Origin of the sequence: Acidovorax sp. M14, from assembly GCF_049331375.1 — a bacterium.
In the GTDB taxonomy this organism is placed as follows: Bacteria; Pseudomonadota; Gammaproteobacteria; order Burkholderiales; family Burkholderiaceae_C; genus Acidovorax.
In genome coordinates this window covers 1,956,578-1,977,453 of the sequence record NZ_CP186263.1, presented here as the reverse complement: position 1 = coordinate 1,977,453, position 20,876 = coordinate 1,956,578, and the positions used below count along the sequence as shown (strand labels likewise).

16 protein-coding genes are annotated in these 20,876 nt (G+C 65.9%); 7 read left to right on the top strand and 9 right to left on the bottom strand.

The features are described 5' to 3' along the window. Window positions 1–15: 15 nt before the first annotated feature. The 4 genes from ACOYR4_RS09085 to ACOYR4_RS09070 all read right to left on the bottom strand — a co-directional run bounded on the left by ACOYR4_RS09085 (window position 16) and on the right by ACOYR4_RS09070 (window position 7,352). Window positions 16–2,181 (bottom strand): methyl-accepting chemotaxis protein, encoded by a 2,166-nt coding sequence (locus ACOYR4_RS09085; RefSeq protein WP_422849311.1) that lies wholly within the window; start codon window positions 2,179–2,181, stop codon window positions 16–18. Window positions 2,182–2,593: 412 nt separating this feature from the next. Continuing rightward, the gene (locus tag ACOYR4_RS09080; protein WP_422849310.1) at window positions 2,594–4,390 is read right to left on the bottom strand and encodes a methyl-accepting chemotaxis protein; all 1,797 of its coding nucleotides are present in this window, start codon (window positions 4,388–4,390) and stop codon (window positions 2,594–2,596) included. A 565-nt stretch (window positions 4,391–4,955) separates the two neighbouring features. Beyond that, window positions 4,956–6,767, bottom strand: coding sequence for a methyl-accepting chemotaxis protein (locus tag ACOYR4_RS09075; protein ID WP_422849309.1), 1,812 nt, complete (start codon window positions 6,765–6,767; stop codon window positions 4,956–4,958). A 45-nt stretch (window positions 6,768–6,812) separates the two neighbouring features. Then, window positions 6,813–7,352: a chemotaxis protein CheW gene (locus tag ACOYR4_RS09070; RefSeq protein ID WP_422849308.1), complete on the bottom strand. Its 540-nt coding sequence runs from the start codon at window positions 7,350–7,352 to the stop codon at window positions 6,813–6,815. 267 nt (window positions 7,353–7,619) lie between these two features. Here ACOYR4_RS09070 and ACOYR4_RS09065 point away from each other — a divergent pair, with 267 nt between their 5' ends. Then, complete coding sequence (locus tag ACOYR4_RS09065) at window positions 7,620–8,429, top strand: esterase/lipase family protein (protein ID WP_422849307.1); 810 nt, start codon at window positions 7,620–7,622, stop codon at window positions 8,427–8,429. A gap of 195 nt (window positions 8,430–8,624) precedes the next feature. Here ACOYR4_RS09065 and ACOYR4_RS09060 read toward each other — a convergent pair whose 3' ends face one another. Both ACOYR4_RS09060 and ppa read right to left on the bottom strand, forming a co-directional pair. After that, complete coding sequence (locus ACOYR4_RS09060) at window positions 8,625–10,472, bottom strand: methyl-accepting chemotaxis protein (RefSeq protein WP_422849306.1); 1,848 nt, start codon at window positions 10,470–10,472, stop codon at window positions 8,625–8,627. A gap of 220 nt (window positions 10,473–10,692) precedes the next feature. Continuing rightward, entirely contained in the window at window positions 10,693–11,229 is a 537-nt protein-coding gene (gene ppa, locus ACOYR4_RS09055) for an inorganic diphosphatase (protein ID WP_015013642.1), read from the bottom strand. Between the two features lie 256 nt (window positions 11,230–11,485). Between ppa and ACOYR4_RS09050 the strand changes: the two genes are divergently transcribed. Together ACOYR4_RS09050 and ACOYR4_RS09045 are read left to right on the top strand one after the other, a co-directional pair. Further along, window positions 11,486–13,567 (top strand): sodium-translocating pyrophosphatase, encoded by a 2,082-nt coding sequence (locus ACOYR4_RS09050; protein WP_422849305.1) that lies wholly within the window; start codon window positions 11,486–11,488, stop codon window positions 13,565–13,567. A gap of 97 nt (window positions 13,568–13,664) precedes the next feature. Continuing rightward, window positions 13,665–16,043: a DUF1631 family protein gene (locus ACOYR4_RS09045; RefSeq protein WP_422849304.1), complete on the top strand. Its 2,379-nt coding sequence runs from the start codon at window positions 13,665–13,667 to the stop codon at window positions 16,041–16,043. Between the two features lie 210 nt (window positions 16,044–16,253). Here ACOYR4_RS09045 and ACOYR4_RS09040 read toward each other — a convergent pair whose 3' ends face one another. The 3 genes from ACOYR4_RS09040 to ACOYR4_RS09030 are packed head-to-tail and all read right to left on the bottom strand — an operon-like array spanning window position 16,254 to window position 18,796. Further along, on the bottom strand, window positions 16,254–17,696 hold the full coding sequence (locus ACOYR4_RS09040; RefSeq protein WP_422849303.1) for a sensor histidine kinase: 1,443 nt from the start codon (window positions 17,694–17,696) through the stop codon (window positions 16,254–16,256). Continuing rightward, entirely contained in the window at window positions 17,693–18,385 is a 693-nt protein-coding gene (locus ACOYR4_RS09035) for a response regulator (protein ID WP_060984238.1), read from the bottom strand. Before ACOYR4_RS09035 ends, ACOYR4_RS09040 begins: the two co-directional genes overlap by 4 nt. Before the next feature lie 24 nt (window positions 18,386–18,409). Further along, complete coding sequence (locus tag ACOYR4_RS09030) at window positions 18,410–18,796, bottom strand: PepSY domain-containing protein (protein ID WP_422849302.1); 387 nt, start codon at window positions 18,794–18,796, stop codon at window positions 18,410–18,412. A 113-nt stretch (window positions 18,797–18,909) separates the two neighbouring features. Between ACOYR4_RS09030 and ACOYR4_RS09025 the strand changes: the two genes are divergently transcribed. The 4 genes from ACOYR4_RS09025 to ACOYR4_RS09010 are packed head-to-tail and all read left to right on the top strand — an operon-like array spanning window position 18,910 to window position 20,852. Beyond that, window positions 18,910–19,314 (top strand): DUF1924 domain-containing protein, encoded by a 405-nt coding sequence (locus ACOYR4_RS09025; protein WP_422849301.1) that lies wholly within the window; start codon window positions 18,910–18,912, stop codon window positions 19,312–19,314. Window positions 19,315–19,324: 10 nt separating this feature from the next. Further along, window positions 19,325–19,849 (top strand): diheme cytochrome c, encoded by a 525-nt coding sequence (locus ACOYR4_RS09020; RefSeq protein ID WP_422849300.1) that lies wholly within the window; start codon window positions 19,325–19,327, stop codon window positions 19,847–19,849. Between the two features lie 40 nt (window positions 19,850–19,889). Continuing rightward, window positions 19,890–20,657, top strand: a complete 768-nt coding sequence (locus ACOYR4_RS09015; protein ID WP_288851828.1) for a cytochrome b/b6 domain-containing protein — start codon at window positions 19,890–19,892, stop codon at window positions 20,655–20,657. A 30-nt stretch (window positions 20,658–20,687) separates the two neighbouring features. Then, entirely contained in the window at window positions 20,688–20,852 is a 165-nt protein-coding gene (locus ACOYR4_RS09010; RefSeq protein WP_422849299.1) for a rubredoxin, read from the top strand. The last annotated feature ends 24 nt before the right edge of the window (window positions 20,853–20,876 follow it).

Genomic DNA, 20,876 nt, shown 5'->3' with positions numbered 1-20,876 from the left:
GCGCGGCTCGACGGCTCAGAACGATTCCCAATCGTCGTCCCCCACAGCACTTGTGACCTTGGGGCGCGACGCACTGGCCAATGCCACAGGCTGCGCAGGCCGGGGCGCCGCCGCCTGGGAGGAGCCCGCCAGGCGCACCTTGAGTTCCTTGGCCAGCTGGATCACCGCCGTGGCGACCTTTTGCGAAGCACGGGAGAACGCGGTGTCGTTGGCCAACTGCTTTTCTGCGTGGTCATAGGCACCCTGATTGATCATGCGCGCCACCTTGCCCGCCTCTTCGTGGAACTGGCGGTGTGCACCCAACAGGTTCACAAAAGACGGCTTGCCACCATATTGCGAGCTGCCCGCGCCATGCAGCCATTGGCCCAGTTCGCAGCAGTCGTCGCGGCCCACTGTGTCCGCATCCAGCCGCTCCTTCTGGGTGACGGCGGTGCGCAGCTTGGCGCGCCAGTTGGCGTGAGCCTGGATGGCAGTGTCCAGGTTGATGCCCAGCGCTGCGCCCGCGTTGCCCGCAGGCACAGCGCCAAGGGCGCGCTGGGACGGCAACGGTGCATAGGCCGGTGTGGTGCCCACACGCGCCGCTGGAGCAAAGGAAGCACGCTGCGTGCTGCCGCTGGCCGCCTGCGTTGCCACTGCACTCTGGGCGCCCAGCTTGAAGAACGCCACCGTGCTCACCAGGTCCTGCGCCTGGGTGTTGAGGCTGCTGGCGGCTGCGGCCATTTCTTCCACCAGTGCGGCGTTCTGCTGAGTAACCTGGTCCATCTGCGTGACGGCCTCGCCCACCTGGGCCACGCCCTGGCTTTGTTCGGAGCTGGCGGCACTGATCTCGCCCATCAGGTCCGTCACCCGCTTGATGGCGCCCACCACCTCGGTCATCGTTGCTCCGGCCTGATCGACCAGTGTGGTGCCTGCGGTCACGCGCTCCACGCTGTCGTTGATCAGGGCCTTGATCTGCTTGGCTGCGTCGGCCGAACGGCCCGCCAGGCTGCGCACCTCGGACGCCACCACCGCGAAGCCCCGGCCCTGCTCGCCGGCACGCGCCGCTTCCACGGCCGCGTTCAGCGCGAGGATGTTGGTCTGGAAGGCGATGCCATCGATCACGCCGATGATGTCGGCGATCTTGCTGCTGCTGTCGTGGATGCCCTTCATGGTGTCCACCACCTGGCTCACCACCTCGCCCCCATGCACCGCCACGGTGGACGCACTTTGCGCAAGCTGGTTGGCCTGCCGAGCGTTGTCGGCGTTCTGGCGCACGGTCGAATTGAGCTGCTCCATGGATGCCGCCGTTTCCTGCAGTGCGCTGGCCTGCTGCTCGGTGCGCGCACTCAGGTCGTTGTTGCCCTGGGCGATCTCGGACGATGCCGTGGCCACGTTCTCGGAGCCCGAGCGCACATGCCCCACGATGCGCGACAGGTTCTGCTGCATATCGTTCAGCGACCGCAGCAGGTGCGCCATCTCATTGCGGCTTTCACCCATATCGGGAATGTGGACCGACAAGTTGCCATGGCTGATTTCATCGGCCGCGTGCACAGCCCGCTGCACCGGCCCCACGATGGAGCGCGTGGTCCACAGCGCAAACAAGGCGCCCAGCACCAGCGATGCCACTGCAGCCAGCGCCAGCACCCATTGGCTGGTCACCGCGTCCTGGAGGATGGCGCCTTCAAAGTCATCGAGCTGCTTGTGCGTGTTGTCTGCCACATCGGCCAGCGATTGCAGGTAGGCGGTGGCCAGCGGCTTGAGGTCGCTGTCCACCAGCGCAAACACATCCTCGCCCGCCTTCTTGCGGTCCAGCAGCTTGGCGCGGGCATCCACATAAGCCTTGCGGGTGACAGCCACGCGCTCCATCAGCGCCTTTTCGGTCGGGTCGTCCACCAGCGCTTCCAGCTTTTTCTGCGCCTCGCTGGCACGCTGCGACGTGGCGGCCATGTCGGCCGACAACGACTGGATATAGCCCGCGTCCGTGGCCTTGAGCGATGCCGACGCCCGCACCCAGTTCAGGTCAATGGCGGCCTTCCATTCCTGCGCGAGTGCGTTGCGCTCCATCTCGACAGTGGCGATGCGGCTGCTGGCCTCCTTGAGTACCGCCAGCCGCCACACGCCGGTGGCAGCAATGGCGGCGGTGATCAACAGGATGAGGCCAAAGGCCAGACTCAGGCGTGCTCCGATTTTGAGGTTGTTCATGGACTCTTTCGTGGGACTTGTAGGTTTTTGCCAGCCGTTAGGCCATGTCGGCCGGGGCGTGCTCATGCACGGGTGGCCGGTCAGGACGATGGCAAGGTCTGGATTGGCGTCAATTGTATCATTTTTTGATAAAAATGATTTTATCAATTTATAACTATGACGCGTGGGCAGGGACGGGAGAGGGAAAGGCGCCCGTGGTGTGGCGCGCTGGCGCAGCCAAGGGTGGACACCCCTGCCCGATTGCCCGGAAAGAAACGCAATCAGACGCACGCACCGCCCGTTGCGAGCCATGCGCAGCCTACGGTCTCTGTGCCTTGAGTAGCGGACGCTTTGGTTGGCCCGCTTTGATGAAGAAGTTTATGCCCCAACAAGGGGCATAAACCTTACAACCGACCCCTCTGCCTGCGCCACATCAAAAGCTCTCCCAATCGTCCTCCGCACCTGCGGCAACAGGTTGGGCCAGCTTGGGCGGCGCACTGGCCGATTTGGCGGCGGAAGGCGCTGCAGCAGCAGACGCTTTTTTGCCAGCAGGTGCGGGCGTGGCCGTGGACCGCAGGGTAGAAGTCTCCCTGACGGGCGCGCCTGTCGATGCAGGCTTGCCTGCAGGTGCAGCGGGCACGGGGCGCTGCGCCCCGGTGGCTCCGCCGCCCGGCTGCGCTGCACGCGCCTGGTCGGCTGTGAGCTTGAACACGGCCACCGCCCCCACCAAGGCCTGCGCCTGATGGCTCAGACTGCTGGCGGCCGCCGCCATTTCCTCCACCAGCGCGGCGTTCTGCTGGGTGACCTGGTCCATCTGCGTCACGGCCTCACCCACCTGCGACACGCCGGTGCTCTGCTCGCTGCTGGCGGCGCTGATCTCGCCCATGATGTCCGTCACGCGGCGAATGGCGCCCACAACCTCGGTCATGGTGGTGCCAGCCTTGTCCACCAGCTGCGAGCCCTGCTCCACACGCTCCACGCTGGCTGTGATGAGCGACTTGATCTCCTTGGCCGCCTCGGCGCTGCGCTGGGCCAGATTGCGCACCTCGCCCGCCACCACGGCAAAGCCCCGGCCCTGCTCGCCCGCGCGGGCGGCCTCCACGGCAGCGTTCAGCGCCAGGATGTTGGTCTGGAACGCGATGCCGTCGATGACCGAGATGATGTCAGCGATCTTCCTGCTGCTGTCGTTGATGCCCTTCATGGTCGTCACCACCTCGGCCACCACATCACCGCCCTGCCCCGCCACGGTGGATGCGCTCATCGCCAGCTGGTTGGCCTGGCGCGCGTTGTCGGCGTTTTGTTTGACGGTGGAACTCAGCTCCTCCATCGACGCTGCGGTCTCCTGCAGTGCGCTGGCCTGCTGTTCGGTGCGGATCGACAGATCGTTGTTGCCCGAGGCGATTTCGGCACTGGCAGACGCCACCCCCTGGGCGTTACTGCGCACGCCCGACACTACATGCGCCAGGTTGTCGCGCATGGTAGTCAGGCCGCTGAGCAAATGGGCGATCTCGTCCTTGCCCCGGGCGTGGATCGCCACGGTCAGGTCGCCCTGGGCCACCGCGTCGGTGATCTGCACCGCATCGCCCAGCGCGCGCGAAATCTGCCGGATCATGGCGCCGCCCATCAGCACCGCCAGCGCGATGCCCGCCACCACCGCCGTGACTGCCAGCGCGCGGATGGTCTGGTAGCTGGCGGCCGCGCTGTCGTACTCGGCCTTGGCACGGTCCAGCTGCACCTGCATCAGCTGGCCCAGCACCGCCTGCAACGGGTCGATGGCGGGGTACATCTCCTTGGCGGCAAACGCGGTCAGCGCCGCCACATCGCCCGACTTGAAGTGCCCCGCCAGCACTTCGGTCGCCGCATCGGCCTTGGCCTGCAGCGGCTTGAAGCGCTCGACCAGCTGCGTTTCCTCCGGCACCAGTTGCGTGGCGAGGTAGGCCTTCCAGTTGGTAACGATGGCCTTGCGCGCGTCGGCCACGGACTGCAGGCCTTGCGCAGGGGTCAGCGCGCCGTCGCGCACCTTGTGGGCCGTGTCCACCACGTTGACGGCATACATGTCCGCCACCACCTTGATCTGCTTGAGTGGCACCACCCGGTCGTCGTAGACCGTTTTGAGCCCGGCATTGGAGTTGCCCATGCCATACAACCCCGCCATGCCCACCAGCAGGACCAGCAGGCACAGCGCCGCAAGCAGACCCGCCAGGCGGGTGGAAATCTTGAACTGGTTCATGACAACACTCCTGAGGGAAACGATGCACACGGCTGAGCCCCGCTGGCTGCGCGCCAGCGGTGGGAAAAGAGCACAGAGAAAGTGGCAACAGCAGCCAGAGCGGCCCGGGGCGGCGGCCTTGGTGGTGCCAGAGTGCGCATTGCAACCCCTTGCGCCCAAGCCCGGCGGGCCGCGTCAGCGGCCGGGGGCTGGTGCGTGCGCAAGCGTGTGCGCACAGCGGTGAAACCACGGTCCATTGCGGAACTCCTGGGGAGAACGGCGCAAAAAGAAATGCCCACCCATGCAAAGACCGCGCGCCGTGGCGGTCGCGCCCAGCATAGCGCTTTCCGTTACGTTTGCGTACGAGTCGCATCGTTGGGGCTGGGACGACGGCCCCGGTTGGCAACCAGCCAACTTCACCAGCCGCTGATGCCAGTCGCACATCCGCCAAGTAAAAAAAGCACGCAGAAGGTGCCCCCTCTGCGTGCTTCTTCACTTCTGTTTTGATAGCTGTCAGCGCATGTTCCACCTGCGCTTGCAGCCGTTTTGACCTGAACTCTGCATCTCGAGGCCTGTCTGGCCCTCGTCAGAAGCTCTCCCAGTCGTCGTCGTTGCCCCCTGCCTTGGCCGGGGCCGGGCTGGGCGCTGCCGGTTTGGGGGCTGCGGCGCTGGCTGCTGGGGCCGCTGGCGCTGCGCTGCCGGTCTTGGGCGCTGCCAGGCTGGCGGCGGGTTTGCTGCTGCTGCTCTTGGCGCTGCTGCCCAGGCTGCTGCGGGCCGGGGCTTTGTAGCTGGGCGCTGCCATGGGAGGGCGGACGGGGGCAGCGCTGCTGCGCGCCGGGCTAGGGCTTGACGTGCCGTTGGCGTCGAGCTTGAACACGGCCACGGCGTTGACCAGTTCGCCGGCCTGGGCGTTCAGTGCGCTGGCAGCCGCTGCCATTTCTTCCACCAGGGCGGCGTTTTGCTGGGTGGCCTGGTCCATCTGGGTGACGGCTTCTCCCACCTGGCCGACTCCTGCGCTTTGTTCGCTGCTGGCAGCGCTGATCTCTCCCATGATGTCGGTCACGCGGCGGATGGCGCTGACGACTTCGGTCATGGTGGCTCCGGCTTTGTCCACCAAGGCGGTGCCTTGTTCCACGCGTTCCACGCTGGCGGTGATGAGGGCTTTGATTTCTTTGGCGGCTTCTGCGCTGCGTCCTGCCAGGTTGCGTACCTCGCCCGCCACCACGGCAAAACCACGTCCTTGTTCGCCAGCGCGGGCGGCTTCAACGGCTGCGTTGAGGGCGAGGATGTTGGTCTGGAAGGCGATGCCGTCGATGACGCTGATGATGTCTGCGATCTTGTTGCTGCTGGCGTTGATGCCTTTCATGGTCTCGACGACTTCGGCCACGACGTCTCCGCCTTGGACGGCCACGGTGCTGGCGCTGACGGCCAGCTGGTTGGCGGCGCGTGCGTTGTCGGCGTTCTGGCGCACGGTGGAGCCCAGTTCTTCCATGGAGGCTGCGGTTTCTTCCAGGGCACTGGCCTGCTGTTCTGTGCGCGCACTCAGGTCGTTGTTGCCGGAGGCTATCTGCGCGCTGGCTGAGGCTACGCCTTCAGCGTTCTGGCGTACCGTGCTGACGGTGTTGACCAGGCTTTGCTGCATGCGTTGCAGGGCGCTGAGCAGGTGCCCGGTTTCGTCCTTGGACTGCACGACGATCTGGCCGCTCAGGTCGCCACCGGCCACGCGGTCGGCCGCCTCCACCGCCTGCGCCAGGGGGCGGGTGATGGAGCGGATGATGGTGATGGCCAGAAAGATTGCGATGCCGATGGCAAGTGCGGCCGCAATGAGCACGTCCCGCTGCAATGCCAGCGCGGCAGACTCTGCGAGCGCGCCCGCTTCCACCGTTCGCTTGGATTGAAATTCAAACTGCTCATCGATCGCGGCCATGTAGGCCCGCTGCGCAGGGCGAAGTTGCTCCTCCAGCAACTTCAGGGCTTCGTCCCGTTGGCCTTGCTGGAGTGCCGCTAGGTATTGGTCTCGCAGCTTCAGGAAGTCACCACGCCGCTGCTGCATGCGCGCCATGAGTTCCTTGCCCTTTTCGGAGCTGACCAGTGTGTTCAGCGTTTTGTATTGCGCATCCACATCCGCCGCCGCAGCAGCTATCTGGCTGGTCGCCGACTTCACAATCGCCTCCGACGTGAAGATCGCCAGGTTGCGAAGCTGAATCGCCTGCTCGTTCACCCCGTCGTTGAGGGCCCCCAGCGCTTTGATGATGGGTATTCGGACATCGACCACGTCCTTGAGCTCTGCGCGCTGGTGGGCCGACCGCACCAGGCTCACAGCCCCCAAAGCGACCAACAGAAGCACCATGACGGCAAATGCCACAGCCAGCCGGGTTGAAATCTTGAGCTGATTCATCCTTCTTCTCCTCTGTGTGTTGATCTTGTGTAGTGGGTTGTCACATTACCTGTGCGAAGCCGATCTCACCAGTCCTATTTCGTCACTGCTCAGCAACGCCTCGATGTCCATCACGATCAGCATGCGCTCGCCCAGGCTGGCAATGCCGGTGACAAAGGCGGGGTCCACATGGCCTTGCCGCTCGAACTGGGGGGTGGGCTTGATGAGGTCGGGGGTGAGCGAGACCACATCGGCCACCGCGTCCACCACCGCCCCCACCACGGTAGAGCCGATGTCCAGAATGATGACGACGGTGAAGTCGGTGTAGCTGGCTTCAGGGCACTGCAGCTTCACGCGCAAATCCAGGATGGGGACGATGCGACCGCGCAGGTCGATCACCCCTTTGATGAAGTCGGGCGAATGCGCCAGGCGCGTGGGCCGTTCGTACGAGCGGATTTCCTGCACCCGCAGGATGTCGATGCCGTACTCCTCCGCGCCCAGGCGAAAGGTCAGGAATTCACGCACGGCGGCCGCCGCGCTGGACACCTGCCCTGGCGTTGCAGAGTGGGCGTTGGCAGGGACGGCGGAGTCGACAAAAGCGGTCATGGCACGGGGCTTTCAGGCGATGGGGGGCTGCGAGGGGCGCCAGAACGCGGAATGCGCAAAAGCTATTCAAAGCATAGCAGTCATAGGTTTCATTTCGTGACATTTTTTGAGAATCTCCCACGCCAATGCAAGGGGACTGAGGCCGCGACCGACCGGGCAATTGGAGAGCTTGCTCCATTTCGTGCCCCGCCCTGGTGCGCAAAAACTGCTACCGTCGCACCACCCGTGTGCCTTGCCTGGCACGCGCCGTTTTGGAACGACGAATCGATGCCCCTCTTCTCCGACCGCAAATCCGCCGCCCCCGACCACATGCCACCGCCGAGCCTGCCCCTGCTGGCCCTGGAGCTGCGGGCCCCCTGGGAGTTTGGCGCCGTGCTGCCTGCCTGGCCTGTGCTGCAGCGCGCCCCGCTGGGGGATGGGCACACGGTCATCGTGTTCCCGGGCCTCACGGCGGGTGACACCACCACCCTGCCCCTGCGCCGCTACCTCGAATCGCGCAACTACAACCCGCTGGGCTGGGGCCAGGGCCTGAACCTGGGGCCCCGCGAGGGCGTGCTGGAAAACGCCAAGGCCCAGTTGCAGCAAGCGGCGGATGCCAGCGGCAACAAGGTCAGCCTGGTGGGCTGGAGCCTGGGCGGCATCTACGCCCGCGAGCTGGCCAAGGAAATGCCCGACCTGGTGCGCTGCGTGGTGACCCTGGGCACGCCCTTTGCCGGCCCCCACACCTCTACCAACGCATGGCGCATCTACCAGTTCGCCAGCGGCCGCAGCATCGAGCGCGAAACCGAGAACTACAACCTGCCCGAAGCGCCCCCGGTGCCCACTACCAGCATCTACTCGCGCACCGACGGCGTGGTGGCCTGGCGCGGCAGCATCCAGGCGCCCGCAGACCACAACCCGCACACCGAGAACATCGAAGTGGTGGCCAGCCACTTTGGCATCGGCCTGAACCCCAGCGCCTGGTGGGCTGTGGCCGACCGGCTGGGCCAGCCGCTCGGCCCGGGCGTGGTGTGGCAACCCTTCCAGCGCCCGCAACTGCCAGGGCTACATCTGGTGTATCCCAACCCGCACCGCTGAGAGCAGTACGGAAAAGTCCCCTGCCGTACCCGAAGGGACGGCGGATTCCCAAGTGCTACGCAAAAAAAGCACGCAGAAGGTGTCCCCCTCTGCGTGCTTCTTCACTTCTGTTTTGATAGCTGTCAGCGCATGTTCCACCTGCGCTTGCAGCCGTTTTGACCTGAACTCTGCATCTCGAGGCCTGTCTGGCCCTCGTCAGAAGCTCTCCCAGTCGTCGTCGTTGCCCCCTGCCTTGGCCGGGGCCGGGCTGGGCGCTGCCGGTTTGGGGGCTGCGGCGCTGGCTGCTGGGGCCGCTGGCGCTGCGCTGCCGGTCTTGGGCGCTGCCAGGCTGGCGGCGGGTTTGCTGCTGCTGCTCTTGGCGCTGCTGCCCAGGCTGCTGCGGGCCGGGGCTTTGTAGCTGGGCGCTGCCATGGGAGGGCGGACGGGGGCAGCGCTGCTGCGCGCCGGGCTAGGGCTTGACGTGCCGTTGGCGTCGAGCTTGAACACGGCCACGGCGTTGACCAGTTCGCCGGCCTGGGCGTTCAGTGCGCTGGCAGCCGCTGCCATTTCTTCCACCAGGGCGGCGTTTTGCTGGGTGGCCTGGTCCATCTGGGTGACGGCTTCTCCCACCTGGCCGACTCCTGCGCTTTGTTCGCTGCTGGCAGCGCTGATCTCTCCCATGATGTCGGTCACGCGGCGGATGGCGCTGACGACTTCGGTCATGGTGGCTCCGGCTTTGTCCACCAAGGCGGTGCCTTGTTCCACGCGTTCCACGCTGGCGGTGATGAGGGCTTTGATTTCTTTGGCGGCTTCTGCGCTGCGTCCTGCCAGGTTGCGTACCTCGCCCGCCACCACGGCAAAACCACGTCCTTGTTCGCCAGCGCGGGCGGCTTCAACGGCTGCGTTGAGGGCGAGGATGTTGGTCTGGAAGGCGATGCCGTCGATGACGCTGATGATGTCTGCGATCTTGTTGCTGCTGGCGTTGATGCCTTTCATGGTCTCGACGACTTCGGCCACGACGTCTCCGCCTTGGACGGCCACGGTGCTGGCGCTGACGGCCAGCTGGTTGGCGGCGCGTGCGTTGTCGGCGTTCTGGCGCACGGTGGAGCCCAGTTCTTCCATGGAGGCTGCGGTTTCTTCCAGGGCACTGGCCTGCTGTTCTGTGCGCGCACTCAGGTCGTTGTTGCCGGAGGCTATCTGCGCGCTGGCTGAGGCCACGCCTTCGGCATTGCTGCGCACGCCGGACACCACCCGCGCCAGGTTGGCGCGCATGTCGCCCAGTGCGTTGAGCAGCTGGCCCATTTCATCCTTGCCACCCGAAGGCACTTCGGTCGCCAGGTCGCCATCTGCAATGGCGCGGGCAGCCTGCACCGCATGGTGGGCCGGACGGGTCACGGCGCGGGTGATGGCCACGCCCAGCACGGCGGCCAGTGCCACGCACAGCGCAAGCGTGCCAAGCACCCAGGCGCGCGCCACATTGAACACCTTCATCGCTTCCTCGTTGGCCTGCAAGGCCGCGTCCGCATTGATCTTTTGCAGCTCGCCCAGCGTCTCGGCCGTGGCCACAAAGGCCGACTCCGATTCGCCCGCATACAGCATGCTCAAGGCGTCAGCGGTCAGCTCCATGGTCTCGGCGGTACTGAAGTCCACGCCCTTGGCAATGTCTGCCAGCTTGTCCTGCAGGGCCACATAGGCCGCCTTGCGGGTCTTGTAGGCGTTGAATACCTCACGTTCCTTGGGCATGTCGATGAGCGGCTCGTAGACCGCCTCGACGCGGCTGAGGTCCTTGTGGCGCGCGGCGACTTGCTCGGCAAACGCCTTGACCTCGGCCGCGCTGCGCGCGCCGACCATGCCCGCCTCTGCACGGCGCATGCGGTTGAGCAGCACGCGCAGCTCGCCCGTTTGCGTGACGCTGGGCAGCAGGTTGGTGGCGATCTCCTCGGCGTTGGCGTGGATGCGGGACATTTGCACCAGCGCAATGGCGCCGAGCAAGGCGGTCAGCAACACGACCGCCAGGAAACCCGCCGCCAGCTTGACGCCAATGCGCAGATCAGAAATTTTCATGAATCACCTCAAAGTACCTCGAAACACCGGGACAGCCGCAGCCATGTAACAAAATGCAGTCTATCAGCGCGCCCAGCCGCACATGGCGCGGCTTTTCCCTACCCTGGCAGGGTGCTACCCACAAAAAAACACGCCACCCGAGATGGATGGCGTGCTTTTATTTTGATAGCATCTGGCGCATATCGCACCAGCGCTACGGGCAGAAATCGCCCAAAGGCTATCAGGCTTGCGACTTCTTGTAGTTGTCGATGCCGTCGGTGATTTCCTTCTTGGCAGCGTCGATGCCTTCCCAGCCCAACACCTTGACCCACTTGCCCTTTTCCAGGTCCTTGTAGTGCTCGAAGAAGTGGGCGATGGCGTTGCGGCGCATGGCGTTCACGTCATCGATGGTCTTCCAGTGGTCGTACATGGGCAGGATCTTGGAGGTGGGCACGGCAATCACCTTGCCATCCACACCGGCCTCGTCTTCCATCATCAGGATGCCCAGGGGGCGGCAGGGCACGACCACGCCGGGGAACAGCGGGTAAGGCGTGATCACCAGCACGTCCACCGGATCGCCGTCGCCCGACAGCGTCTGTGGCACGTACCCGTAGTTGGTGGGGTAGTGCATGGCGGTGGTCATGAAACGGTCCACAAAAATGGCGCCCGATTCCTTGTCCACTTCGTACTTGATCGGGTCGGCGTTCATCGGGATCTCGATGACGACGTTGAAGCTGTCAGGAACGTTCTTGCCTGGGGGGACGTTGTTGAGGGACATGTCTTTGGATAGTGGTTTGTTGACGATAACCCGCGAGGCCTTCGGCACTGATGCAGCGCAACGAAGCGTCGGGATTAACCCTGATTTTAGGCGCACGCCCCTTTCTGCCCGCTTGCAAACCGGCGTTTGCCTGTAAATTGGGTCTGTTGGCCAATCGGCTCCTGCGCGAAACGCATGGGTAGCACGAGGAAGCAACGCAGCGGGGAAACCACCGATGCGTTGGTCCCCCTCCGTGCAACACACCAAGGAGAATTGAATGGCTGCAAGCTCAGCACTGACATCCCCTCTCATCCTGGCCCTCGTTTGCGGGCTCATCGCGGTGGCCTACGGCATCTGGGCCCGGGGCTGGATCCTTTCCAAAGACCCGGGCAACGCCCGCATGCAGGAGATTGCCGCCGCCATCCAGGCGGGCGCAGCCGCCTACCTCGCCCGCCAGTACAAGACCATTGCCCTCGTGGGCGTGGTGCTGGCCGTGCTGATCGGCGTGTTTCTGGACGGCACCACGGCCGTGGGCTTTGTGGTGGGCGCCGTGCTCTCGGGCGCGTGCGGCTTCATCGGCATGAATGTGTCGGTGCGTGCCAACGTGCGCACCGCGCAGGCGGCCACCCACGGCATCGGCCCGGCGCTGGACGTGGCGTTTCGCGGCGGCGCCATCACCGGCATGCTGGTGGTGGGCTTGGGGCTGCTGGGTGTCACGGGCTTTTACTGGTTCCTGGCGGGCAACGGCAACCACACGCCCACGGCGCACCTGGCCACCTTGCTCAACCCATTGATCGGCTTTGCATTCGGCTCGTCGCTGATCTCGATCTTTGCGCGCCTGGGCGGCGGCATCTTCACCAAGGGCGCTGACGTGGGTGCCGACCTGGTGGGCAAGGTGGAGGCCGGCATCCCTGAGGACGACCCGCGCAACCCGGCCGTGATTGCCGACAACGTGGGCGACAACGTGGGTGACTGCGCGGGCATGGCGGCCGACCTGTTCGAGACCTATGCAGTGACGCTGATCGCCACCATGGTGCTGGGCGCCCTGATGGTAGCCACGGCCCAGGTCAATGCCGTGGTCTACCCGCTGGCGCTGGGCGCCGTGTCCATCGTGGCGTCCATCATCGGCTGCTTTTTTGTGAAGGCCTCGCCCGGCATGAAGAACGTGATGCCCGCGCTGTACAAGGGGCTGGCGATTGCGGGCGTGCTGTCACTCATTGCCTTCTACTTCGTCACGCTGTGGATCATGCCGGACAACGCCGTCACGGCCACGGGCTCGCAGCTGCGGCTGTTTGGCGCTTGCGCTACCGGCCTGGTGCTGACGGCCGCACTGGTCTGGATCACCGAGTTTTACACCGGTACGCAATACGCGCCCGTGCGGCACATCGCCCAGGCATCCACCACCGGCCACGGCACCAACATCATTGCGGGCCTGGGCGTGTCGATGCGCTCCACGGCCTGGCCCGTGGTGTTTGTGTGCACCGCCATCATCGTGGCCTACAGCCTGGCCGGCCTGTATGGCATTGCGGTGGCGGCTACGTCCATGCTGAGCATGGCGGGCATTGTGGTGGCGCTGGATGCGTATGGCCCCATCACCGACAACGCGGGCGGCATTGCCGAAATGGCCGAGCTGCCCAGCAGCGTGCGCGACATCACCGACCCGCTGGACGCCGTGGGCAACACCACCAAGGCCGTGACCAAAGGCTACGCCATCGGCTCCGCCGGCCTGGCCGCACTGGTGCTGTTTGCCGACTACACCCACAAGCTGGAAACCTATGGCCGGGCGGTGAGCTTCGACCTGTCAGACCCGATGGTCATCGTCGGCCTGTTCATCGGCGGGCTGATTCCGTACCTGTTCGGCGCCATGGCCATGGAAGCGGTGGGCCGCGCCGCAGGCGCCGTGGTGGTGGAGGTACGCCGCCAGTTCAGCACCATCAAGGGGATCATGGACGGCACGGGCAAGCCCGAGTACGGCAAGGCCGTGGACATGCTGACCACCGCCGCCATCAAGGAAATGGTGATTCCTAGCCTGCTGCCCGTGGTGGTTCCAATTGGCGTGGGCCTGCTGCTGGGCCCGAAGGCGCTGGGCGGCCTGCTGATGGGGACCATCGTCACCGGGCTGTTTGTGGCCATCAGCATGTGCACCGGCGGCGGCGCCTGGGACAACGCCAAGAAGTACATCGAAGACGGCCACCACGGCGGCAAGGGCTCCGAGGCGCACAAGGCCGCCGTGACTGGCGACACCGTGGGCGATCCCTACAAGGACACGGCTGGCCCGGCCATCAACCCGCTGATCAAGATCATCAACATCGTGGCGCTGCTCATCGTGCCGCTGGTGGTCAAGTTCCATGGCGGGTGAATCCACGCCACCGCTAGCAGAAAGGGGCCTCGGGCCCCTTTTTGACGCGTAACATCGCTCCCATTGCAGCAGTTTCCGGTCCTCCGTCCTACTGAAGATGGCCTTGACACACAACACCCCGTCCGCCACGGCCCCGACCGGCAGCCTCGTTGCCCCCCAGCAGCGCATCGTCCAGATCGCGCTGACCCAGGCCCGGCCTGTGGTGGAACGCGTAATGGAGACCACGCGCATGTCTCTGCAAGCGCGCCTGGACAGTGCCCGCACCCCGGGCGAGCACCACGCCATGCAGGAGGCCCGCCAGCAACTGGTGCGACTGGCCTCGGTGATGGCCGAGCGTTACCCCGATGCACTGCGCAAGGCCCTGGACGAGGACACCGCGCAAGGCGACGACAAGCCCACGCGCTCCCTGTTCACCGTGCACTTTGACGACCTCGAACTGATGGACGAGGCGCAGATCAACGACAGCGTGGAGCGCGCCCGCGCACGGCAGGTGCTCGTTACGGCCGTGGAAGGTCCCCTGGCTGACCTGGACGCACTGGTCTGCGCCGCACAAGGCCTGCCCCGGGTGCAGCCAGAACACAACCCGCTGCGCCCCGACGTCTTCTTGCAGGCCCTGCAGTCCGTGGTGTCGCAGATGCAGGTCACGCCCCAGGTGCGCCACGACTGGATGGGGTTGATGGCCCAGGCACTGGGCGCCGAGCTGCGCAGCCTGTACCTGGCGCAGATCGACCAGCTCAAGCAAAGCGGCGTGAAGCCGGTGGGCTATGCCATGCGGCAGGCCACGGGCGAGGTGGTCTATGTGGCGCCTGCCGAGGCCGGGGTGTCCCCCGGCTTCGCCGCCGACAACGATTTGCACGTGGCGTCCACCAGCGCGGGCGACCCGCTGCTGACGCTGGACCGCCTGCGCCGCCTGCTGCTGGGCGAGTTCAATGACGCAGCCGCACCTGCAGAAACACATGCCCCGGCCAACGACAGCCAGGAATCGTTTGCAGAGCGGTTTGCGCGGGAGTTTGAAGACCCGGCACAAGGCTTGCCGCACATCGACCCACCGGCCACTGACTTTGCGATGACGGTGCCTGCAGCGTTTGAGGCGCTGCAAGAGATGAACCAGGTGGGCCAGATGATGGAGCGCCTGGGCACGCCACGCACGCCAGCAGCCCCTGGCGCAGACGGCCACCCTGCTACCGCGCAGCGGGCGCAGGTGCAGGGCCTGGGCCAGGCCTTGAGCATGGAGGTGGTGGCGCTGATGGTGGACAACATTGCGCGCGACACGCGGCTGCTGTGGCCGGTGCAACAGTTCATCCGCGCGCTGGAGCCGGCGCTGATGCAGCTGGCACTGTCCGACCCGCGCTTCTTCAGCCACAAGGAGCACGCCGCACGCCGTCTGTTGCAAGACATCACCGACCGCAGCCAGGCCTTCAACAGCCCCGAAGTCCCGGGTTTCCAGAGCTTCATGCGGTCGCTCATGCACATTGCGGGGCCGCTGGCCACCGCCACCATTGAAAGCGCTGATGACTTTGAGCAGGTGCTGCAGCAGCTGCACGCCAAATGGGCCGAGAAGGACCAGGCGCTCAAGCAGGAGCGCCAGCGCGCGATCGAGGCCCTGCAGCACGCCGAGCAGCGCCACCTGCTGGCCGCACAGATATCCCGCGAGCTGTGGTTGTTGCCCAGCATGGGCAAGGTGCCCGATGCGATCTCCCGCTTTCTGCTGGGCCCCTGGGCCCAGGTCATGGCCGAGGCCCGGCTCTCAGCCAAACCCGGCACCACAGACCCGGGCCGCTATCAGGAGCTGGTGGAGGCGCTGATCTGGAGCGTGCAACCCGAGCTGACACGCGCCAACACCGGCCAGCTCGCCCGCCTGCTGCCCAAACTGCTGCCCAAATTGCGCGAGGGCCTGGCATCCATCGACTACCCTGCCGACCGCACAGAGGCTGTCTTCGCGTTGCTGATGCAACTGCACCAGCAGGCCTTCACCCCCGGGCCCAGGGTTGCGGCGCCAGCCCCTGCTGCGCCGACCAGTGCAGCACCGATGGCAACGCCCGCTGCAGAGCCAGCACAACCAGCCCCCCTCGACGACGACGATCCCTGGGTGGCACCCTCCGAGGCCCGGGAGTCCGGCTATATCGATATCTCGCAATCCCCCGAGAGCGAAGGCGCAGACTCTGCACCCGAGACTGCACCCAGCAACGTTGCGCCCCTGCCGCTGCCCGCGTCCACCATCACCGTGGGCACATGGGTCAACCTGCAGGTGGCGGGCCAGTGGGAGCGCACGCAGCTCTCCTGGATCGGCTCGCACGGCAACCTGTTCCTGTTCACCAGCGCCTCGGGCCGCACCCAGTCGATGACGCTGCGGCTGCTGGACCGGTTGCTGCAACAAGGCGCCCTGCAGGTTCTGGCCGAGCAGACTGTGGTGGACAACGCCCTGAACGCCGTGGCCCAGACCGCCATGCAAAACAGCGTGGAAAGCCGGCACTGAACGCCGCTTGCACAACAGGAGTGGTCAAACACCGCAGACGGTGATAACCTGTTTTCATTACTCCAAGGCTTTGCAGAATTCAGGGGAATTTGTCAGGGCCTTAGCCCGCTTTGGCGGGCTTTTTTCATGGATTTCCGCTTTGGCGGGCTTTTTCTGGGCATCCCGCTTTGGCAGTTTTTTTGGGCACTTCGCAGCGAGGGTCGCTGCGGCTCAATGAGCGTTTGCAGCCGGCAGGGTGAGCGTCGCCCGCAAGCCGCCAAGGCCTGCGGGCTCCAGATCCAGCCGCCCCCCATACAAAGCTGCCAGGTCCTGCACGATGGCCAGGCCCAGTCCGGTGCCGGGCACGGTTTCATCCAGGCGCACGCCGCGTTCCAGCGCCTGATCACGTTGCGCGGCATCAATGCCGGGGCCGTCGTCGTCCACCGCAACCACCAGTTGGGGCTGCGCAGCGCCCGATCCGGCGGGCAGCAGTTGCATCTGCAGCCGCACCGCAGCCTGCGCCCACTTGCAGGCGTTGTCCAGTAGGTTGCCCAGCATTTCCTGCAGGTCCTGCGCTTCGCCCGCAAAGAACAGCGACACAGGAGGCTGTACAACGCTGATGTCCAGCGCCCGGTCCGCATGCACCTTGTTCATCACGCGCACCAGGCCCTCCACCACCGGCTGGAGCGCGGTGCGCTGCCCGGGCAAATGTGCAGACGCCGCCACCCGCGACCGCGCCAGGTGCCAGTCGATGTGCCTGCGTGCCACCACCACCTGCTCGCGCACCAGCGCCCCCAGCTCCGGGCCATGGGTGGGTGTTTGCGCACGGGCCGCGTTGTCCAGCACCGTAAGGGGTGTCTTGAGCGCATGGGCCAGGTTGCCCGCCTGGATGCGTGCGCGCTCCACCACCTCGCCATGACGGCGCAGCACGGCATTGAAGTCGTCGACCAGTGGCTGCACTTCGGCAGGGAAGCTGCCTTGCAACTGCCAAGCCCGAGCCTCTTGCACGTCTTGCACCGCACGCTGCAGCGCCTGAAGGGGTTTGAGCCCTACGGCCACCTGCGCCCAGGCGGCGGCGGCCAGCAGCACCAGCAGCACCGCCAGCGACAGCGCCAGCACGCCCGTGAACCGGGCGGTGGCCGCCTGGGTGGTCTGCAGGTCGGCGGCCACCATCAAGCGCCAGCGCGCTGCATGCACGCCCTCTGCGCGCACCGTGCGCTCCAGCACCAGCAAAGGCGCGCCCTGCGGTCCGGGCATCTCATGCACATGCACGGCGCCATCGGCCAACGCATCCACCTGCAGCGCCAGGCTGGTGTCCCACAACGAGCGCGAGCGCAACACCCCTGCCCGCTCCCTCCCGTCGGGCGCCATGGCATCCACCTGCCAATACAGGCCAGAGTAAGGCTTGAGCCAGCGCGGGTCCGACAGTGCTTCGGCCGCAATCACCGGCTGCCCCTGGGCATCAAACTCCAGCCGCGCCGTGATCTGGTCCAGCTGCAGCTGCAGCGCGGCTTGAAACTGCTGCTGCACATGCTCGCGGAACAACCCGCTCAGCACCAGCCCAGCCAGCACCATGGCCACGGCCACCCCCGCCAGCGTGACGGCCAGCAGCCGCACCCGCAACGACCGGGACCAGTGCACAGGCGGCGCAGGTGACGTACCAGGCACGCTCATGGCGGCACCAGGCGGTAGCCCATGCCACGCACGGTCTCGATGCGGGCCGAAGCGGCCGGGTCCGCCGACGAACCGGCAGAGGGCGACATCTTTTTGCGCAGGCGCCCCACAAACACCTCAATGGTGTTCGAGTCCCGGTCAAAGTCCTGCGCGTAGATGTGTTCGGTCAGTTCCGCACGGGAGACCAGCACGCCGGGACGGTGCATCAGGTAGTCGAGCACCTTGTATTCATGGGCTGTCAGCGTCACCGGCTGGCCCGCGCAAGTCACGCGGCCGCTGCGGGTGTCCAGCGACCAGTCTCCGCACTGCAGCACGGCCGATGCCTGCCCGCTGGCGCGGCGGATGAGTGCGCGCAGGCGCGCCAGCAGTTCTTCGAGGTGAAAGGGCTTGGTCAGGTAATCGTCGGCACCGGCGTCGATGCCCGCGACTTTTTCGTGCCAGTTGTCGCGCGCGGTGAGGATCAGCACTGGCATGTTGCGCCCCGCAGCCCGCCAGCGCTTGAGCACTGTGAGCCCGTCCACCACCGGCAGGCCCAGGTCCAGCACCACGGCATCCACCGCCTCGGTCTCGCCCAAGAACTGCGCATCGCGGCCGTTGTCCGCCTCGTCCACGGTGTAGCCCGCGCCTTGCAGTGCCGTGCGCAGCTGGGCGCGCAGCAGGGTGTCGTCTTCTACCAGCAGGATGCGCATGGGGGTGTTGGGGTCGGCAGGGTGTCAGCGATTGTCCCGGCTTCTCGACTGATCTTCGCGCGATTCTCGCGACCGCACACGCAGCACCTCGGCCGTGCGCGCATCGAGCTTGACCTTGGTCAACTGCCCGGCAGGCGTCAGCAGCTTGATCTCGTAAATCCAGCGCTCGCGCTCCTGCTCCAGCTCCACTTCCAGCACCTGCCCCGGCACCTCGCGCTGCAAGCGCTCCAGCACCGTGGGCAGCGGCAGCACCTGGCCCGCCTGCACGGCCTGCCGGGCGCGGTCATGGTCGTCCTTGCCGCTGGCCCCGGCAGACGGCACGGCCAGTGCGGCAGCGCACAACACACAAGCCGCCAGGCGCCATCGCTTCACGTGGCTGTGCGAGGAAGCGGGTTGGAGAGAGAAAAACATGACCGCATTGTCCCGCGCGAAATCTGAACGACTGATGAACAGGCCTTTCACGCGCCGTTCAGGCAGGGATTTCAACAATGGCCCCACAAGACAAAACCCACGAGGACCCTGGCATGACTTCCCTTCGCACACTGACCTTGGCCGCGCTCTGCGCACTGGCAGCCGCTGGCACGAGCCACGCCGCCGACACCACAGCCGCCCAACAGCTTGCCCACTGGAGCGCGCAGGCCGGCAGCCCCGGCAACGCCGACAAGGGCAAAGTGTTCTTCAACACGCGCCATGGCGGCGAGTGGTCTTGCGCGTCCTGCCACGGCACACCGCCCACCGCGCAGGGCAAACATGCCAGCACCGGCAAGCCGATTGCGCCCCTGGCCCCAGCCTTCAACCCCAAGGCCTTTACCGACACCGCCAAGGTGGACAAGTGGTTCCGCCGCAACTGCAACGACGTGCTGAGCCGTGAATGCACTGCGGTGGAAAAGGCCGACGTGCTGGCCTACCTCAACGCCCTCAAGCCCTGAGACCGACACCATGAAAAAACCTGCCCCCCTGCGACCTGCAGCCCTGGCCGCCGCTGCGTGCGCACTGACCCTGCTGTCCCTCTCCAGCGCCCACGCGGACAGCGGGCGTGCCATGCCCCGCAACGTGCCCAACGCCTACACGCAGGAATGCGCCGCCTGCCACACCGCCTACCCGCCCGGCCTGCTGCCCGCAGCGTCGTGGAACCGCGTGATGACGGGCCTGGGCAACCACTACAGCACCGACGCATCGCTGGACGCCGCCACCGTACGCCAACTCAACCAGTGGCTGCAGGCCCACGCAGGCACCTACAAGCGGGTGAACGAGGAGCCACCCGAGGACCGTATCACCCGCTCGGCCTGGTTTGAACGCAAGCACCGAAAGATCGAACCCACCACCTGGAAGCTCGCCAGCGTGAAAAGCGCTGCCAACTGTGCAGCCTGCCACACGGGCGCGGACAAGGGGCAGTTTGACGAACACAACCTGCGCATGCCGGCGGGGCTGGATGCCCGCTCACGCCGCGCCTGGAACGACTGAGAGCGGTGAATCTGAACTGCGCCCCATCAAGGAAAACACGATGAACAACACACCTACCCTCCATCCCGCCGATGCCTCGGCGCAACCCGCCCCCGCCAAGGCCCCCAGCCGCCGGGTGACCGATGCGCCCACGCGCATGTTCCACTGGCTGTTTGCACTGTGCTTTGCCGGGGCCTACGCCACGGCCGACGGGGAACACTGGCGGCTGCTGCACGTCACGCTGGGCTACACCATGGCGGGGCTGCTGGGCTTTCGGCTGCTGTACGGCATCTTCGGGCCGCGCACCTCGGGCCTGGGCCTGCTGTGGCGCAAGCTGGCGGGGGCGCCCGCATGGCTGCGCTCCCTGCCCCAGGCCCCATCGGTCACGCAAATCAACTGGCGCCAGGGCCAGAACCTGCTGGTGGCGCTGGCCATCGTGTTGCTGCTGGCGCTGGTGGTGCCCCTCACCCTCAGCGGATATGCCACGTACAACGACTGGGGCGCTGCGCTGGGTGGCAACTGGATGGGCGAGGCGATGGAAGAAGTGCATGAGTTCTTCGGCAACGCCCTGCTGTTTGTGGTGCTGGCCCACATCGCGCTGATTGCAGGCTTGAGCGTGCTGCGCCGCAAGAACCAGGCCCTGCCCATGCTCACCGGCCGGGTGGAAGGCAAGGGACCCGACCTGGTCCCCAAGAACCGCACCTGGCTCGCCGCCCTGCTGCTGATCGCCACCCTGGCCTTTGGCGCCTGGCAGTGGCAGCAGTCGCCCAGCGGATGGGTGGCCAACGGCACATCGACCGAACGCCAACGGCACCACGATGACGACTGACGCACAGCCCCAAACAGAAGGAACCACGCCATGAAAATCTACATGTGTGCCGTTTGCGGCTGGATCTACGACGAGGCTGCCGGCGTGCCCGACCACGGTATCGCGCCCGGCACCCTCTGGGCCAACGTGCCCGACGACTGGCGCTGCCCCGAATGCAATGTTGGCAAGGCTGACTTTGTGATGTGCGAGGTGTGAAGGAGAGGTATCGGGTGCGGCCCA

Excerpts from the sequence above, each read along its gene's own strand:
- ACOYR4_RS09085 (WP_422849311.1), bottom strand. The coding sequence starts at position 2,181 with ATGAACAACCTCAAAATCGGAGCACGCCTGAGTCTGGCCTTTGGCCTC.
- ACOYR4_RS09080 (WP_422849310.1), bottom strand. The coding sequence starts at position 4,390 with ATGAACCAGTTCAAGATTTCCACCCGCCTGGCGGGTCTGCTTGCGGCG.
- ACOYR4_RS09075 (WP_422849309.1), bottom strand. The coding sequence starts at position 6,767 with ATGAATCAGCTCAAGATTTCAACCCGGCTGGCTGTGGCATTTGCCGTC.
- ACOYR4_RS09070 (WP_422849308.1), bottom strand. The coding sequence starts at position 7,352 with ATGACCGCTTTTGTCGACTCCGCCGTCCCTGCCAACGCCCACTCTGCA.
- ACOYR4_RS09065 (WP_422849307.1), top strand. The coding sequence starts at position 7,620 with ATGCCCCTCTTCTCCGACCGCAAATCCGCCGCCCCCGACCACATGCCA.
- ACOYR4_RS09060 (WP_422849306.1), bottom strand. The coding sequence starts at position 10,472 with ATGAAAATTTCTGATCTGCGCATTGGCGTCAAGCTGGCGGCGGGTTTC.
- ppa (WP_015013642.1), bottom strand. The coding sequence starts at position 11,229 with ATGTCCCTCAACAACGTCCCCCCAGGCAAGAACGTTCCTGACAGCTTC.
- ACOYR4_RS09050 (WP_422849305.1), top strand. The coding sequence starts at position 11,486 with ATGGCTGCAAGCTCAGCACTGACATCCCCTCTCATCCTGGCCCTCGTT.
- ACOYR4_RS09045 (WP_422849304.1), top strand. The coding sequence starts at position 13,665 with ATGGCCTTGACACACAACACCCCGTCCGCCACGGCCCCGACCGGCAGC.
- ACOYR4_RS09040 (WP_422849303.1), bottom strand. The coding sequence starts at position 17,696 with ATGAGCGTGCCTGGTACGTCACCTGCGCCGCCTGTGCACTGGTCCCGG.
- ACOYR4_RS09035 (WP_060984238.1), bottom strand. The coding sequence starts at position 18,385 with ATGCGCATCCTGCTGGTAGAAGACGACACCCTGCTGCGCGCCCAGCTG.
- ACOYR4_RS09030 (WP_422849302.1), bottom strand. The coding sequence starts at position 18,796 with ATGTTTTTCTCTCTCCAACCCGCTTCCTCGCACAGCCACGTGAAGCGA.
- ACOYR4_RS09025 (WP_422849301.1), top strand. The coding sequence starts at position 18,910 with ATGACTTCCCTTCGCACACTGACCTTGGCCGCGCTCTGCGCACTGGCA.
- ACOYR4_RS09020 (WP_422849300.1), top strand. The coding sequence starts at position 19,325 with ATGAAAAAACCTGCCCCCCTGCGACCTGCAGCCCTGGCCGCCGCTGCG.
- ACOYR4_RS09015 (WP_288851828.1), top strand. The coding sequence starts at position 19,890 with ATGAACAACACACCTACCCTCCATCCCGCCGATGCCTCGGCGCAACCC.
- ACOYR4_RS09010 (WP_422849299.1), top strand. The coding sequence starts at position 20,688 with ATGAAAATCTACATGTGTGCCGTTTGCGGCTGGATCTACGACGAGGCT.